The following is a 16,499-nucleotide window of genomic DNA, read 5'->3' on the forward strand; positions in this document are numbered from 1 at the left end:
ATAGAAAAATATTGACTTATAACCTTTAAGTCGTTACAATAGACCATAGTGATAAACGTTTTTAATTTAATGCTTTTTAACGAATAAACATTAAATAAATTATGAACAGTAAAGCCCCTCATCTTTTCCGTTTTTTTTTACTTTCTATTTTCTTCTTGTTTTACCTGTCGTATTTATCGGGCTTCGGCGATAATGATGCCCTTGCATTCCATGCAAGACCTTTGCGCATTATTACACTGAATAATGCTTATATTCTTGCGGCTCATCGTAACGACACTATAAAGGCTGCAAAAGAGAGTTATTATCAGTCTACGCTTTTAAAATGGTCTGCCGTCGGCATGATATTGCCGAATATCCGGCTTATATATAAAGACCAAAGAATGCATTTTAACTCACCTGCAGCTCCCTCATCTTCAGGCGGCGGTACCTTTTTGTTTTTATATCCGAATTATGAATATAGTTTTATGTTGAGCCAACCTATTCTTAACATAGGAGCAATTCCGGCATATCAGGCAGCGCAAAATATGATAGCTTTTAATAAGATGAATCTTAATAATGTATCCTCTGCAACGCTTTACAATGTAGCGGTAGATTACTATACGGTTATAAACGACTTAAGTTTGATTAAGGCGGATAGTAAGACTTTAAATGAGGCAAAAACACATCTTAGACTGTCCGAGGCTAGACTTGGAGCGGGGCTTGCTATAGTTACCGATGTTCTTCAGGCGAAATCTCAATTTTATGCCGCAAGACAACAGTTGTTAAGCTCAAAAAATGCATTAAAGACGGTAAAGGCCGATCTCGCCGCACTTCTCGGTATAGGCCGGTACTTCGGGGTCGTAAAACCGTCCGAGCCCGTTTTCAAAAAGGCGCCGTTAAAAACGTACATTACATCGGCATATAAAAATAATTCCGGATTAAAGGCTTTAAGGTTTGCCAAAAAGGCTGCCGACGATAAGGTCGTATATTACGAATCGCAATATATTCCCACTATTAACTTTACCGCTTCCTATAATGCACTTTCGAGCAGCCATTTTATACCGGATGGTTCGTTAAGTTACTGGACTGCCGGCGCGACATTGACTATGCCTATATTTCAGGGTTCAACAAGAATAGTTTCCATAGAAAAAGCACGTTCGGCGGCAAATCAATCAATGTACAATACGACCCAGACAAAACGGAATTTAAAGGCACGGGTTATATCGGAGTTTTATAATATTCAAAATCTTAAATATGAAGTGATTACGCTTAAGCATGAAGAGAAATTTGCATCTAAAAATTATGAGCTCGTAGAAGAAGAATATAAGGCCGGTGTTGCAACAAGCGTAGACGTTATAACCGCTATGGCGGAGCTAACTAAGGCAAGACATAATCTTTTATCTGCCGGATTAAGTTATGATAAATCCGTTTTAGGACTAAAAAGACTGACAGGTTCGTTCAAAGAAAAACTTGTAAACTTGACAGAGGATAGGTTTAATTGATTTTCAAATTGTAGCAGGCGATGCATATGTGGCTTTGTAATTAATATATGGCTAAAACGGTTGGATTAAATGGATAAAGATGATGAGAAAATCGGCGAAACCGAGGAAAACTATTCAGTTACCGCAGGTACTAAATTTACCAAAAAAAATATCGTCATAGCTTCTATTATATTTTCGTTTGCAATAGTTGTAGGTATATTTGTTTTTAGGTGGTATCTTTTAGGGCTTACGCATGTATACACTGAAGACGCGGAAATTAACGGGCATTTGATTTCCGTAAGTACAATGGTTCCCGGGAATATTAAGGCCGTTTACGTCCATAAGAACGAGTCTGTTAAAAAGGGTGAGTTCATTGCAAGAATAGATGATTCCGCATATTATCCCGCAATGCTTCAGGCAAGAGCCTATTACAAACTTGCAAGGGCAAAACTTTTTAGTGCCGGCGCGGATATCGCCGGATTTATCGGAACTAATTATAATTCTTTTTATCTCTCTAAGCTTGCATATAAAATGGCTTTGGCCGACCTTGGTAAGGCAAAGCTTACATACGAATTACATAGAAGAGATTATAAGCGAGATTTATTGCTTTTAAAGAAAGAATTTATTACTAAGCAACAGTTTGATTCGGTTAGGACGGCATATCTGGTGTCTAAGCAGGCTTATCTTGCTGCGGTATCCGCCCTTGGAACCGCTAAAAGGAACTATTTCCAGTCAAGCTATATGAAAAACAATATAGCCGCTAATAATCTGACTACACTTAAACCGCTCGAAGCAAACGTTAAAATTGCTAAAGCCGCATACGAGGTTGCCCTTGCCGATTATAAAAATACCTTTATACGTTCTCCGATAAACGGAGTCGTAGCCAAAGAGATGTCTTATATAGGGGAATATGTTACGCCGGGTACGCCGATAATCATAGAAAATAATTTAAGAAACGTGTGGGTTACGGCGAATGTAAAAGAAACCGTTATCGAGAATATTAAAAGGGGCGATCCCGTTAAGATCATCGTGGATTCTTTTCCCGGCAGGGTTTTTAATGGAAGGGTAGAATTTGTCGGATCCGTCAGCACGTCCAAGTTCGCATTGATTCCGACGAATAATCCATCCGGAACATTTACCAAGGTAACGCATAGGCTTCCGGTGAGAATTAAGATTCTAAATGACTACGGACATATTTTAAAGCCAGGAATGATGGTTGAGGTAACTATAAGTACGGCTAAAATAAAATCTAAAGATAAATTCGTTAAGTAAACAATTAATATATAGTATGAATATTAAAAATACAGGCAAGACATTTTTATTCGTTGCGTTATTTTCGGTTTTGTCAATATTCGCATTCTATTCGGTATATCCTAAGGCTGCATATTCACATTATAGTCAGAATAGCGGAGGGAAATATTTTTTTAACTATTATAATTGCATAGATTGTCATGTCATAAACGGCATAGGCGGAACGCTCGGTCCTTCGTTGTCTGATTACGGAAATGAAGGCAAAATCTATCGGTGGACGGTTGCCCAGATTAAAAATCCGCGGGTTCATTTCAAGGTGGGTTCCAAGATTAAAATAAACGGCAGGGTCTATTATGCCATTATGCCGTCCTATAATTATATTTCTAAGTCTGATATTAAAGTACTTGTGGCATATCTATATTCATTAAAAAATAAATAGATAAAAATTATTAATTATAATTTAAGATGATTACGGCATATCGGTTTGGAAATTAAAAATCAGAGAAGACCCTCCCGGACAATTAAAATAGGTAGTGTTTCAATCGGTTCGGACGCCCCTATAAGCGTTCAATCCATGACAAATACTATTACCGAAGATATTCCTTCCACAGTAAGGCAAATCAAAGATTTAGAGGACTACAACTGTGAAATAGTTAGAATCGCAGTGAATACGGATAATGCTGCAAGGTCTTTGCGGGAGATAGTGAAGCAGGTCAAAGTGCCTATAGTTGCAGATATCCATTTTGACCATAAACTTGCCGTGGCTTCTTTAGAAGCAGGGGTTAGCGGTTTAAGGATTAATCCGGGGAATATCGGGGATAAAAAAAAAGTGAAAGAGGTTGTTGCCGCATGTAAAGATAGGGCAATTCCAATAAGGATAGGGGTTAATTCCGGATCCTTGGAAAAAGGCTTGCTCGAAAAAAACAGGGGGGATTTTGCTGCAGCAATGGTTGATAGCGCCCTTAAGCATATTAATATTTTAGAAGATGAATCTTTTTACGATATAAAAATATCGTTAAAATCTACCGATATTTTAACGACGATAAGGGGATACGAACTACTTGCGGAAAAGGTAGATTATCCGTTTCATATAGGCATAACCGAGTCGGGAACAGTCCTCTCGGGAACCGTAAAATCCGGCGTAGGAATAGGTATTTTACTTTATAAAGGAATAGGGGATACCGTAAGGGTTTCTTTAAGCGATAACCCTGTTACGGAAGTTATTGTCGCTTATCATATTTTAAGGGATTTAGGTTTAAGAAGCGGAGGCGTCCAACTTTTATCCTGCCCGACTTGCGGAAGGACGGAGATAGATATCGTCAAGATAGCAAGGGATTTTGAGAGAGTTTCCGCTAAGATAAAGTCGAATATAAAGGTTGCGATAATGGGATGTGTAGTGAACGGTCCCGGTGAATCTATGCATGCGGATGTCGGTATTGCTGGAGGAAAAGAAAAATCGGTTTTATTTTCTAAGGGTAAAATTATAGGTAGGTACGACAATAAGGAAATATTCGATGTATTGATAAAGGAAGTAGAAAATATTACCGGAGAAAAGATTTCTTTGGATTCTATGCTTTTATAGACAATATACGGTTGGTATATTGTAATTATTCTTACGAGGTAAACATGAGATATTCGAAGTTTTTTATACCGTCATTAAAAGAAGACCCTAGAGAGGCCGTCCTTAAAAGCCATAAATTACTTTTAAGAGCGGGTTATATGAGGCAACTTGCCGGAGGTGTTTATATTTATCTGCCGCTTGGCTATAAAAGCCTTAAAAAGTTGGAAGAGATAATAAGACAGGAAATGAGTGCCGTCGGAGCGATAGAGCTTTCCATGCCGTTTGTTCAACCCTTAGATTTATGGAAAGAGTCGGGTAGGGACGAGGATTACGGAAGAGAACTGCTGAGGTTTAAGGATAGACAGGATAGGGGTTTTTGTCTTGCGCCTACTTATGAAGAGGTTATAACGGATTTGGTTAAAAAAAACGTAAAATCATACAAAGAACTACCCATGACATTATATCAGATACACCTTAAGTTTAGAGATGAGATGCGTCCGAGATTTGGTCTAATGAGGGCTAAGGAATTTATCATGAAGGACGCTTATAGTTTTGATCGGGACGAAGCAGGTTTAAATGTAAGCTATGAAAAGATGAAGCATGCTTATGAAAATATATTTGTAAGGCTCGGGTTTGATTTTAAATTTATCAAAGCGGAGGCGGGAGAAATCGGTGGGAGTTATTCCGAAGAGCTTATGGTTTTCTCCGAGTATGGAGAGGATAAAATAGTTATTTGCGAAAATTGCGGATATGCCGTCTCCATAGACGAAGCCGATTCTATAAGCGATCGTCAAGATCCCCTCGAATCGTGCAGGCAACCCAAAATGACTAAACTATTTACACCCGGCAAGAAATCGGTCGAGGAAGTCGGTGAATACCTCAAGTTGAATAAAACTTATTTTGCAAAAACGATTATTTATAAGACGGAATCGGGATTTATCGCAGGGGTTGTCAGGGGAGACAGGGAAATAAACGAACGCAAGCTAAAAAAGGCTGCCGGTGTTAAAAACTTATTTCTCGCAGAAAAAAGCGAAGTAGAAAGAATAACCGGAGCGCCATGCGGCTTTGCCGGTCCGTTTGGGTTAAAGGAAGGCTCAGCGCTTGTCGTTATAGACGAGGAGATTGATAATTCAGAATACTGGATAACCGGAGCTAACGAAAAGGATGCCCATATGGCAAACGTAAAACCGGGCAGGGATTTTATTCCCGACGTGGTAGCAAATATAAGAAGTGTTCAAGTCGGAGATAAGTGCATAAAGTGTTCTGGAGATCTAAAAATTAAAAACTCCATAGAATTGGGACACATCTTTAAGCTCGGAGAGAAGTATTCGCGCATTTTAAATGCAAAATTCTTAGATGAAAAAGGAAAAACCAAGTTTTTTGTTATGGGTTGTTACGGAATCGGCGTAGGGAGAACACTGCAAACGCTCATAGAGGTTTTTTCCGACGAATTCGGAATAAATCTTCCGGTAGCATTGAGTCCGTTTACGATGGCAGTTGTTGCCCTTAATATGGGCAATGAGCAAATAGCCGCTCTTTCCGAAAGTATTTATAAAAATATAACGAATATGGGAATAGACGTCCTTTACGACGACAGGAAATTGTCTCCAGGTATCAAGCTGAAAGATATTGACTTAATAGGGGTACCTTTTAAAATAGTTATAGGCAATAGAACTATTAAAGATAAGAAATACGAGATTATTGTAAGAATAGACAATAAAAAAGAGATTTACGATAATCTCGAAAGCCTTTATGAGAGAGTAAGAGAACTATCGAAGATAGAAACTTTTTTATAATATAATGGTGTTGATAAAAAAAACAGGCAGACCGCCCGTTTTTTATGCTCAGCCAAAACCGCTACTCTGTCCGCCTCCGCATGAACCCGAGTTGGAAGAATACTCATTATTTCCAAGACTGCTAAAAGAACTTACTCTTTTCTCCGGCTTCTCTGCTCCGCAGGCGGGACATTTAACGTCTTCGCTTTTTTCACTGAGTCTCTGATAAATTTCAAATATTTTTCCGCACTTTTTACATTCATATTCGTATATAGGCATATTTAAACACACTCCCTTCCTATTGCATGATCATCGTTATTGCATTATTTTAAATATTCGAATATTTTCTCGATCCGTTTATCGCTGAGTTCATAACACATCATTACTCCATCCCGTTTAGAGCGAACTATCCCTTTGTTTTTGAGATAAACAAGATGTTGTGAAACCGTTGCCTGAGGAAGTTCCAATGCCGCCCATATATTTTTTACGCAGGATTTGTTATTTATTAACACTTCTATTATTTTAAGCCTTATGGGGTGCCCCAGTGTTTTAAGAAGTTCTGCTTCGGCAATATAGCATTCCTCGTTCTTGTTATTCATAATTACTCTTTCGTCAAAAATAAAACAAAAATTATTATTAATTATCATATGAAGTTCATATATTAATATTCATATAATAACATATTTATTATATTTAATTTTTTAAAAAATGTCAATAAAAATAAAAGCCTCTGCTATTGAGCAGAGGCTCCCCCTAAAACTTTTACTATTTTAAATATCGTCGTTATTCAGTTTGGATTTATGCTTAAAATGATAAATGAATTTGAGATTTAGCGGCATATTCTATAAATGATGCTGCCCCCGCATATTCCACTCCGTCAATCATATCTTCCTTCTTAAAGTTAAAAAGGTCCATTGTCATTTGGCATGCAATCAGCCTGACGCCAGTTTCTTGACACAAGGAAATAAGCTCAGGAACCGTTGCGACCCCATTTTTCTTAATCATTGATTTCATCATGGATGTAGCCATTGAAGTCATTCCGGGCAATGTGCCGATAATATTCGGAACAGGCATAGGCATAGCCGGATTAGCAATCGGAGCTACTTTGAGTTTTTCCCCGGCGTCTTTTTTTAAGATTGATAAACCGTAAAAAGTAAAAAATATCGCGCTTTCGATATCCATCGTTGCAGCCGTAGAAGCAATAATAAGTGGCGGATAAGCCATATCCAGTGTTCCATGAATGGAAATAATAGCCATTTTAGTTTGATCAGCCATTTTAGTTCTCCTTTTTAAAAAGTTTAAATAATTTTGTTAAAATAAGAAAATAAACTAGTCCCAACGAATCCTTAGCAGGTTAATCAAATTTTATTTTCAAATTTATCATTTTTAAAAACAAATAGCAAGAAAATAATTATTTAAAATAACATAAAAATTATTGATTTTTATATAATCTTGTTCAGTCTAAATATGCATATTTTTAAGCAAAAAATTACGTAAATTTGACTTTTATTGTAAATTGTGGTTAAATTTTAATGTAAAAATCAGATTTTTGTTTATTTTTGAGTAAATTAGATATTATTATAGTCAATTTTTTAAATATTTTGGGGAAGGTTTTGAAAAAAATTAAAAAAGTTTTGAATAAATTGCGAATATTTTTCGAAAAATTAATCAGCAAGATCGAATTTAAGTATTTTTTGCCCTATTTTTTATTGGCATCCATTGCGATTTTTATGGCGGTTTCATCTTATTATTATGTTATCCCGATGTATCACGGTTATTTAAGAGAGCAACTGGAGATAAAGTCGCTTAAAAATAAAATCCGCATAGATTATGAAAAGGTAAGAATTTTTAAGATTATAGCCTCTTTTAATTCTGGACTTCCGGAGGTTAAAGAAAAAAAGGTTGCTAATCTTATTTTTAATATGGGAGAAAGGTACAAGATAAATCCTGCATTAATTTTGGCAGTCATAAGAGTTGAGAGTTCGTTCAATAATTTTTCCTATTCCGACAGAGGGGCTGTAGGACTTATGCAGATTAGGCCTGTTACCGGTCTTTATTTGATAAAAAAATACGGCATAAAATCTAAAAAATTTAATTATAACGTAAAATATATGGAATATCTTCCGGTAAATTATTTGTATAACCCGTCTTTAAATATAAAAATAGGCGTTAGATATTTATTGAGTCTATTATATGAGTTCAAGAATCTAAAGTTTGCGTTATTTGCGTATAATGCCGGTCCTACCTTAGCTCATAGGACTTTAAATTCCGCCGGGAAAAGCGCAAAACTTAGCTATTCAGGGAGTACAAACAGGTTGTTTTCCGATTTTTATTACGGATATTACAAAAGGGTTAAAAAATACTTCGCTATTTACAACAAGGATATTTTTACGGATAATCCGGCAATAATCGGTAACGCGTATAGCGAATAAAAGTCAGTATTTATTGTTCATCTCTCTATTTAATAGGTCGGGACGACTGGATTTGAACCGGGGGTTTTTACGCTTACGATATTAGATAATCGTAAAAAATAGATACAGTCTTTAGCTGTTGCGTAGTTTACGATACAATGAGATACCATCTAACTTCCGATATTAAATATTCCAAATTATGGTCTGAGTGGTCGGGACGACTGGATTCGAACCAGCGACCCCCTGCACCCCATGCAGGTGCGCTACCAAGCTGCGCCACGTCCCGATACTTTATTGATTATACTATTTTCTTAAAAAAAATCAAAGCGGATTTTTAAAAATATTATTTATTACCAAATTTGAAATAGTAATGTATAATTTAGTTATGTGAATTCATTTGGGAATAAGCGCAATGATATTATCTGTTTCTAAGTTTAAATACAGACGGTACGATTTCTAATTGAATATGAAAGAGACAGAGTGGTACAAAAGATCGATAGACGATACCTTTTCAATTCTAACCTCCAGCCCCTTAGGGCTCTCCGATATTGAGGTAAATAACAGACTCAGACAGTATGGTTATAATGAATTAATATTTAAAAAACGATCGGCTTTCATCAGGTTTCTCAACCAATTCCGTGGTCCCTTGGTATATGTTTTGTTAATCACGTCCTTCGTGACAGCCGCTCTGAAAGAGTGGCCGGAAACGGTAGTTATTTTATTATGTGTCGCTATTAATACCGTAATCGGATTTGTTCAGGAAGGCAAAGCCGAGTCGTCTATAAATGCGCTCAAAAAGATGATGGTTCTTGAATGCTTATGCGTGAGAAACGGTCGAAAGATAACCGTACCTGCGCGAGAATTAGTACCGGGAGACATAGTGATACTTGAAGCCGGCAATAAGATTCCGGCCGATTTGCGTTTATTTAATGCAAGAAATCTTGCGGTGGACGAATCATTGCTTACCGGAGAATCAGTTCCCGCAAATAAGGATACCGAGCATATTTCTGCGGACAATTTGTCTCCAGCAGACCAACGCTGTATGGTTTTTAGCGGTACTTTTGTCAGCAGGGGGTACGGGGAGGGGATGGTAACGGCTACCGGCGCAAGGACGGAATTCGGAAAGATTGCCGAATCCATAAAAGAGACAGACAAAATTGCTACGCCTTTGATGCGCAAAATTACGGAATTTACCCGATTCTGGATGATCGTCGTTGCTGCACTTGCTATCTTTAATTTTTTGTTAGCCTTATTATTTAAATATATCCTTGTATATGCCGTTCTTGCTTCTATTTCACTTGCCGTAGCGGCCATTCCGGAAATGCTGCCTGCAGTAATAGTAACCATTTTGGCTTTTGCGTCCATTTCGATGGCCAAAAGAAATGCATTGATAAGAAGATTGCCTGCGGTAGAAACCTTAGGCTGTACTACGGTGATATGTTCCGACAAAACCGGAACTCTTACCAAGAATGCCATGACGGTTACAAAGATATATAGTGGGAGACGAAACTATAGCCTAACGGGTGCGGGATATGAACTCAATGGGGAATTTACCTTGAACGGAGTAGCGATTAATCCTGCCGATGAACCGAAAGAACTAATTGAAACCTTAAAGGCGGGTTACTTCTGTAATAATGCCGTTTTGTCGGAAGGTAAAGAGAATCGCGATATAATCGGCGATTCAACGGAAAAGGCGTTAGTCGTATCGGCACTTAAGGGAGGCATTAAAGACAAATCGGCTATTTTAGATGAAATACCTTTTGAATCGGAACATCAGTATATGTCCACGCTGCATCGTTCGGAAAACGGAAATGTCATATATATCAAAGGGTCTCCCGAAAAGATATTAGGGCAATGTCGAGATCAGTTAATTAATGGAAAAACCGTTTCCGTAGAAATAGGGAATGTATCGTCCGCAATTGATGAAATGGCGACAGATGCCCTTCGGGTTCTCGGTATGGCATACAAGACCGTGGATAGAGACAAGACCATAATTACGATAGAAGATATACAGGGTTTTACCTTTCTTGGTCTCCAGGGCATGATTGATCCCCCGAGGGAAGAGGTTTTTGAAGCAGTGAGAAAGTGTCGGATATCAGGTATAAGAGTGATTATGATGACGGGCGACCATATTGAAACGGCTAAGGCTATTGCCAGGCAATTAGGAATTATCAGAGAAGGCGATATGGCAATAACGGGGAGAGAGTTATCCGAGATGAGTGATGAAGATCTATATGAAGCCGTTCAAAAAGTCTCCGTATTTGCGCGCATTGCCCCTGAACACAAATTGAGGATTACCGTTCAAATGCAGAAAAGGGGCAATGTTGTTGCCGTCACGGGTGACGGAGTAAACGATGCTCCCGCTTTGAGAGCGGCAGATATCGGTATTGCAATGGGCGTGACCGGTACGGAAGTAAGCAAAGAAGCAGCAGATATGATTTTAACCGACGATAATTTTGCCACCATTGTTGCTGCAGTCGAAGAAGGCAGGCATGCCTGGAATAATTTTCAGAAGGCCGTTATTTATACGCTTCCTACGAATGTGGGACAGGCATTGTTGATAATGGGCGCAATATCGCTTGCCCCATTTATCCCTTTGTTTATCCTTCGTCTTCCGTTGGAACCCATACATATTCTTTGGATAAATTTGGCAGATTCGCTTTTTTTTACAATACCGCTCATGATGGAACCGAAAGAGAAGGGTTTACTTGAAGGACCGCCGCGCGATATCAAGGAAAGAATAGCCAATAGTTTGTTTATTATAAGGGTTAGCCTGGTATCTATACTGATGGCGGCTACCGGATTTTTGCTGTATTATCACTTTGCGGCACAGGCTGTTTCATCGGATCCGGATTACTTATTGAAGCTGACTCAGGCGCAGACGGCGGCGTTTGTCGGTGTTCAGTTGATTGAGGTGGGATATTTGATTACCGCAAGGTCGATATATGATTCGGCATTTACTTTCAGTCCGTTTTCCAACAAATGGTTGCTCGCGGGGGTAGGAATGGCGTTAGCCGCCATGCTTTTAATAGTTTACACGCCGTTCGGAAATGCTTTATTCAGGACGCATCCTTTTCCTGACGGGTGGTGGGCGGTTATAATACTGGCTTTGTTGCCCGGGTTTGCAGTGACGGAAATCGAGAAGTTTATAAGACGACTGAATATTGCTACTCATACGTCTGATTTACATTGACGATAAGATATACCGACTTGAAATTATAAAAATAGGTGATATAATTAAATTAATAGAATAAAAAAAAGGGGGTTGATTAATTATGTCTAATATTTCTATTTGGGAACCGGTAAATGTTATTAGAAATGATTTTGAAAGATTGTTTTCCGATTTCGTTCCGACGGGTGTTAAAAAATTATGGGGGTATGATGAGTCCGGCTCAGTGGAGCCTGCGGTTGACGTTATAGAGAAGGAAGACTCCATAATTGTTAGGGCTGAGCTTCCCGGAGTTTCAAGGGATGAGGTTAAACTTGAAATTCATGAAAGCAGACTTACGATAAAAGGAGAGCATAAAGCGGAAGAGGAAGATAAAAAAGAGGATTATTATCGCAAGGAAATTGGTTTAGGTACATTTTGCAGGAATATAGAGCTTCCTTCCGGCGTTGATTCATCTTCGGCAAGTGCATCAATGAAAGACGGTATTTTGGAAGTAACTATAAGAAAGAATGAACCTGCTAAATCGATAGCAATAGAAGTTAAATAAGTAAAGAGGCCAAAAATTTTATCGGCCAATGAAAATATGCCGTTGTCGGTTAATGGTTAGATCCCTTGAACGAGATGAAGGGAGATTGCGGCGACGGCATATTTTTTTATTAGGCAGTAAATTCCATATTATGATTTTTTACGTATTTGAGTGATTTTATAAAAGATGTTATCATTACAAACAAGACTATAAAGATTACTAAAAAGAATCCTATGCCAAGGGTGTGGAGATTATGTATTTTTATAGGGGTTATGAATCCTAATAAAATAAGCTCCGGGAAAATAATTTCTAATATTGCAGCTAAAATAAAAGCTAATCCTCCCCAAAATAGTGTTAATCCTGATGTTCTCTTTGCAATATATGCTATGCCTTTTTTTGGAACTTTTAACCGCTCCATAAATCTGCCCGCAAGCATGCCTATAATTATTTGCGTTACCATCGTTCCGATTCCGAATAAGAGTCCGGGTAAAAATCCAGTATATGCATTCGGCATTTTAGGCGCAAGGACCGTATAAATGATAATGGCAAATGCTCCCGTGCCCCATCCTGCAATAAATCCATGTAACAGTACCATATAGATAGGGATCGGTCTCGATTCATCGTTACCGTTTTTCGGGTGTGATTTAATTTTTAAAAATTTAGACAGGTTATGTTCTATCCCTTTGAATAACTCGAAATTATTTCCTAAGCCCATTATATATGCTCCGGCAAAAGACATGACGATGCCGACGAATATATATATAATCGGCATTACATCCGGTCTTGTGAGTATTTTTCCTAAAGCAAAATAGGATAGTTCCGAGGCTATAGCCCTTTGAAAAGTGAAAGCGGCAGAGAATAAAAGCCCTGTTTTAAAGCCTCCCTTAGTGCTATAGCTGCCTATGGAATAACTAAAGGTGATAGGCCACGTGTGTTCGTCGGGAGTGAATCCGTGAATGATTCCTAAAAGAAAAGCCGTAAACAATATGGAAAATATCGACGAGAAGATTTGCGGATTATAAAGGTTAATCATTAAGATAATAGATATACGACAAAATTACTGCCGAGTGTAAAATTTTAAAAATATTAATAAATCAGGACTCGTAAAATTATATCACAATTAGGATTAATACGGTATCAAATTAACCATCCTTAGTTCCGACGAAGGTCTTTATGTTTAACGAAGGAATAATTAACAAGGATTTACTTTTTAGGTTATAATATCTTAAATTCAGGGGTTAAACGTGCTTAAAATAAATCATGAAATCGTCTCAGGAGACTCAAGAACGATGGAGGAGCTTTTTAAATAAAAGTGTTCATCTTGTTGTCACATCTCCGTTTCAATAGCAGATAGAAGATAATCATATTTATCAAGAAATAATAAATAAACTTTCTTGATATTTTACCGCCTCTTTTTACGACAAAGATTGAATAAATTTTGTGTATTTTATATGAATTATGAACAATGCGGAATGCCTTATTTACTGCGGTTTTGAATGGTGGGCTGTGTCGGGATCGAACCGACGACCTACTGATTAAGAGTCAGTTGCTCTACCAATTGAGCTAACAGCCCGAACATTAAAAATTGACTAATGTAACCGATATAATTGTATAATATTCATAATTTTTAGTCAATCATTTTAAGGCGTCTCCGAATGCCGATACAAACCATCGTCGCGCCGTCTTGAAATTTTGATATAACTGGGATATAATCCAATATATAAAGAATTGTAGCGAAGAAGCTAATATTGTCAAATATTCGGCTAACTTCTTTAAGGACTTTTTATTTACTACCGATGAAACAAATCCTGTAAAAATCACGCCGGATATTTTGTATGATTCTTTTAATTTATTTTAAAAATATATGGATTAAGGGGGCGGATAAGGGATTATCCCGAAAAGGCATATGATATTTAAAAACAGAAGGGAAGCCGGAAGGCTTTTAGGAAAAGAGTTATCGGAAAGACTGTTTAAAAATGGATATGATGTGGAAAAGGCCGTTGTTATAGGTTTGTTGCGCGGAGGGGTGCCCGTCGCCTATGAGGTTGCCACCGCGTTAAAGGTACCCCTTGACGTCGCCATAGTAAAAAAGATAGGGGCTCCGAATCAGGAAGAGTTAGCGATAGGGGCAGTAGTGGACGGTAAAACCCCTAAAATTTATCTTAATCAAACATTGTTGTCTAATATAGGCGTATCCGATGGGTATATAAACAGAATTAAGGAGATTAAACTTGGAGAGATACGGGAGAAAGAAAAGTTTTATAGGAGCGAAAGAAAAAGGATAGATGTTTACGGTAAAATCGTGATAGTAGTAGACGACGGCATTGCGACAGGGGCATCAATAGCGGTTGTCGTAGGGGCGTTAAAGGAAGAAAAACCTGAAAAGATTATCATTGCCGTTCCAGTAGCTTCCGCCTATACTCTGAAGGAATTAGAGGGGGCAGTGGATGATGTCGTAGTTTTGAGTGCGCCGGAAGAGTTTCATACAGTTGGAGAGTTTTATTCGGATTTTAGTCAAACCGATGATGGCGAAGTAATAACACTTCTTAAAAAAGCCGAATTAAACAGGGTCGTTTCCGATTAAGAAAAGCGCGGTAAATATAACATGTAATTTTTAAAGATATTTTGATTTAAGTCAATTCAATTTAGTTGAAAACCTGATAAACTTTTATACTATAAAGAACTTTAAATAGTTAATTTTATATAATAATGGAGTTTATCATGAAGACAATAAACGAAAACGATATACTGAAAAAATTAAAAGGGGTAATCGATCCGGAGCTTGGAATAGACATAATAGATTTAGGACTCGTATATAAGATAAATTCCGATGAAGATGGGAATATTGTTTTAGATATGACCTTAACTGCAAAGGCTTGTCCAATCGGGAATGTCATAAAGTATGAGGTAGAAGAGGTGTTAAAAAGTATTTCCGGTGTTAAGGGTGTCACCGTAAATATCGTTTGGGAGCCCGAATGGAATCGTTCTATGATAAAAACAGATGCATTAAAGAGACTAAAATCACATTAACTTCGCCTCGCGTTTTAACCTGAGGCTTTGCAGTTAAAAATAATAGGGGTAATCAATATATGAATGCAACGGACAGCTCTATAAATATAGCATTAAGACACATCAAGACGGCGCTTATATTTTTGCCGATTTTTTTTATCGTAATGTTTTTAGATTCAAAAAGTTTTAACGTATATTTTTTTATGAACACGAATATTATCGCTTTAACCCATATATTTACCCTCGGGTTTTTGATGATGGTAATCATAGGCGCTTCATATATGCTTTTACCGGTGGCGTTAGGCGTAAAAATAGCATATGAAAAGCTTTTTTTCCCGGTTTATTATGTTTTTGTAATATCTTTACTGCTGTTTATCGTGGGAATGTATTATTTTATTCCCATTCTAATTGCTTCCGGCGGAATCCTTTTGTTTATATCCGTCTTGGCGTATGACCTGAATATGTTATTAAGTTTAAAAAAGGTAAAAAAATGGGATTATACCGCTATAGGGATTGCCTTTGCCTATTCCTATCTTTTTATCGGTCTGTCCGTAGGATTATATTTAGCTTTATCGTTTTATTTTAAAACGGGTTTCGATATTTATGGAATATTAAAAGACCATGTTTACCTTATGTTTGTCGGTTTTGTGGTTATGCTTTTTATAGCTATTTCATATAGGCTTCTTCCTATGTTTTATATGACTAAAAGCCCGGGTAATCTCAGTTGGAAAACAGATTTGGCAGTTATAAACGGCGGTATAATCTTCTTATTGGTTTCGTCGTTTTTCGGAACGGAAACGGCAGTTTATACTTATTTAAATGATATAGGGGGCTGGCTTTTAGGTATAGGAACGCTTATGTACTCTTTAATATTTTTTAATTTAATGCTAAAAAGGCTTAAGAAAAAATTTGACGTCACGACCTTTTATCTGTTTAGCGGCGCTACATTTTTAATAATTTCAACTATTATCGGATTTTTATTGATAATTATATCGGAAAAGACTGCAAATATTAATTACGGTATATATTATTATTTCGGATTTACGGCGTTATTCGGCTTTGCAGGTATGGTTATTATAGGTTTTTTGCATAAAATATTTCCCTTTTTGATAAGCCTTAAGATATTTGAAAAAGCAAAAAAAGGGGCTTACGGCAAACTTTTTTCTAATATGCAGACAAAATATTTTGAATATTTGATATTCGGGCTTTTTTTATCAGGTATAATTATTTGGCTTTTTTATTTGATTAAAATATCTTCCATTATTCTCCTCATTGCCTCCCTATTGCTTTTGCTTCATATATTTTCCATGGAGTGGTAAGGGCGGCAATGAGGTTTA

The 16,499-nt window shown here is 37.3% G+C and carries 15 protein-coding genes and 2 tRNA genes; 11 read left to right on the forward strand and 6 right to left on the reverse strand.

The features are described from left to right. Positions 1-101: 101 nt before the first annotated feature. The 5 genes from ACMCNP_RS07160 to ACMCNP_RS07180 all read left to right on the forward strand — a co-directional run bounded on the left by ACMCNP_RS07160 (position 102) and on the right by ACMCNP_RS07180 (position 6,068). Positions 102-1,481 carry a TolC family protein gene (locus ACMCNP_RS07160; RefSeq protein ID WP_419315750.1) on the forward strand — a complete coding sequence of 460 codons (1,380 nt, stop codon included), beginning with the start codon at positions 102-104 and terminating at the stop codon, positions 1,479-1,481. 69 nt (positions 1,482-1,550) lie between these two features. After that, the gene (locus tag ACMCNP_RS07165) at positions 1,551-2,732 is read left to right on the forward strand and encodes an HlyD family secretion protein (RefSeq protein ID WP_419315753.1); all 1,182 of its coding nucleotides are present in this window, start codon (positions 1,551-1,553) and stop codon (positions 2,730-2,732) included. 16 nt (positions 2,733-2,748) lie between these two features. Continuing rightward, the gene (locus ACMCNP_RS07170) at positions 2,749-3,150 is read left to right on the forward strand and encodes a c-type cytochrome (protein ID WP_419315756.1); all 402 of its coding nucleotides are present in this window, start codon (positions 2,749-2,751) and stop codon (positions 3,148-3,150) included. A 45-nt stretch (positions 3,151-3,195) separates the two neighbouring features. Next, entirely contained in the window at positions 3,196-4,293 is a 1,098-nt protein-coding gene (ispG, locus tag ACMCNP_RS07175; RefSeq protein WP_419315758.1) for a flavodoxin-dependent (E)-4-hydroxy-3-methylbut-2-enyl-diphosphate synthase, read from the forward strand. 44 nt (positions 4,294-4,337) lie between these two features. Next, the gene (locus tag ACMCNP_RS07180; protein WP_419315760.1) at positions 4,338-6,068 is read left to right on the forward strand and encodes a proline--tRNA ligase; all 1,731 of its coding nucleotides are present in this window, start codon (positions 4,338-4,340) and stop codon (positions 6,066-6,068) included. Positions 6,069-6,116: 48 nt separating this feature from the next. Here ACMCNP_RS07180 and ACMCNP_RS07185 read toward each other — a convergent pair whose 3' ends face one another. The 3 genes from ACMCNP_RS07185 to ACMCNP_RS07195 all read right to left on the reverse strand — a co-directional run bounded on the left by ACMCNP_RS07185 (position 6,117) and on the right by ACMCNP_RS07195 (position 7,322). Further along, entirely contained in the window at positions 6,117-6,326 is a 210-nt protein-coding gene (locus tag ACMCNP_RS07185; protein WP_419315764.1) for an FmdB family zinc ribbon protein, read from the reverse strand. A gap of 44 nt (positions 6,327-6,370) precedes the next feature. Next, a complete protein-coding gene (locus ACMCNP_RS07190) occupies positions 6,371-6,646 on the reverse strand; it encodes an ArsR/SmtB family transcription factor (protein WP_419315767.1) in 276 nt (91 codons plus the stop codon). A gap of 205 nt (positions 6,647-6,851) precedes the next feature. Continuing rightward, positions 6,852-7,322, reverse strand: coding sequence for a DsrE/DsrF/DrsH-like family protein (locus ACMCNP_RS07195; protein WP_419315770.1), 471 nt, complete (start codon positions 7,320-7,322; stop codon positions 6,852-6,854). A gap of 338 nt (positions 7,323-7,660) precedes the next feature. On the opposite strand from ACMCNP_RS07195, the gene ACMCNP_RS07200 reads away from it, so the two are divergent. Beyond that, positions 7,661-8,479 carry a lytic transglycosylase domain-containing protein gene (locus ACMCNP_RS07200; protein ID WP_419315773.1) on the forward strand — a complete coding sequence of 273 codons (819 nt, stop codon included), beginning with the start codon at positions 7,661-7,663 and terminating at the stop codon, positions 8,477-8,479. 188 nt (positions 8,480-8,667) lie between these two features. Here the strand turns inward: ACMCNP_RS07200 and ACMCNP_RS07205 are convergent. Continuing rightward, positions 8,668-8,744, reverse strand: a tRNA-Pro gene (locus tag ACMCNP_RS07205). A gap of 180 nt (positions 8,745-8,924) precedes the next feature. Between ACMCNP_RS07205 and ACMCNP_RS07210 the strand changes: the two genes are divergently transcribed. Together ACMCNP_RS07210 and ACMCNP_RS07215 are read left to right on the forward strand one after the other, a co-directional pair. Beyond that, complete coding sequence (locus ACMCNP_RS07210; RefSeq protein WP_419315775.1) at positions 8,925-11,651, forward strand: cation-translocating P-type ATPase; 2,727 nt, start codon at positions 8,925-8,927, stop codon at positions 11,649-11,651. A gap of 82 nt (positions 11,652-11,733) precedes the next feature. Beyond that, a complete protein-coding gene (locus ACMCNP_RS07215) occupies positions 11,734-12,174 on the forward strand; it encodes an Hsp20/alpha crystallin family protein (RefSeq protein ID WP_419315777.1) in 441 nt (146 codons plus the stop codon). 109 nt (positions 12,175-12,283) lie between these two features. On the opposite strand, the gene ACMCNP_RS07220 is transcribed toward ACMCNP_RS07215, so the two are convergent. Both ACMCNP_RS07220 and ACMCNP_RS07225 read right to left on the reverse strand, forming a co-directional pair. Then, complete coding sequence (locus ACMCNP_RS07220; RefSeq protein WP_419315780.1) at positions 12,284-13,186, reverse strand: urease accessory protein UreH domain-containing protein; 903 nt, start codon at positions 13,184-13,186, stop codon at positions 12,284-12,286. A 464-nt stretch (positions 13,187-13,650) separates the two neighbouring features. Further along, positions 13,651-13,726 (reverse strand) — tRNA-Lys (locus ACMCNP_RS07225). 333 nt (positions 13,727-14,059) lie between these two features. Between ACMCNP_RS07225 and ACMCNP_RS07230 the strand changes: the two genes are divergently transcribed. From ACMCNP_RS07230 to ACMCNP_RS07240, 3 genes are all read left to right on the forward strand, one after another. Beyond that, complete coding sequence (locus ACMCNP_RS07230) at positions 14,060-14,737, forward strand: phosphoribosyltransferase (protein ID WP_419315783.1); 678 nt, start codon at positions 14,060-14,062, stop codon at positions 14,735-14,737. A gap of 137 nt (positions 14,738-14,874) precedes the next feature. After that, a complete protein-coding gene (locus ACMCNP_RS07235; RefSeq protein WP_419315786.1) occupies positions 14,875-15,183 on the forward strand; it encodes a metal-sulfur cluster assembly factor in 309 nt (102 codons plus the stop codon). A gap of 59 nt (positions 15,184-15,242) precedes the next feature. After that, complete coding sequence (locus tag ACMCNP_RS07240; protein WP_419315788.1) at positions 15,243-16,481, forward strand: hypothetical protein; 1,239 nt, start codon at positions 15,243-15,245, stop codon at positions 16,479-16,481. Positions 16,482-16,499: the final 18 nt, after the last annotated feature.

This window comes from Candidatus Acidulodesulfobacterium sp. H_13 (genome assembly GCF_048541835.1).
Lineage (GTDB): Bacteria > SZUA-79 > SZUA-79 > Acidulodesulfobacterales > Acidulodesulfobacteraceae > QIJE01.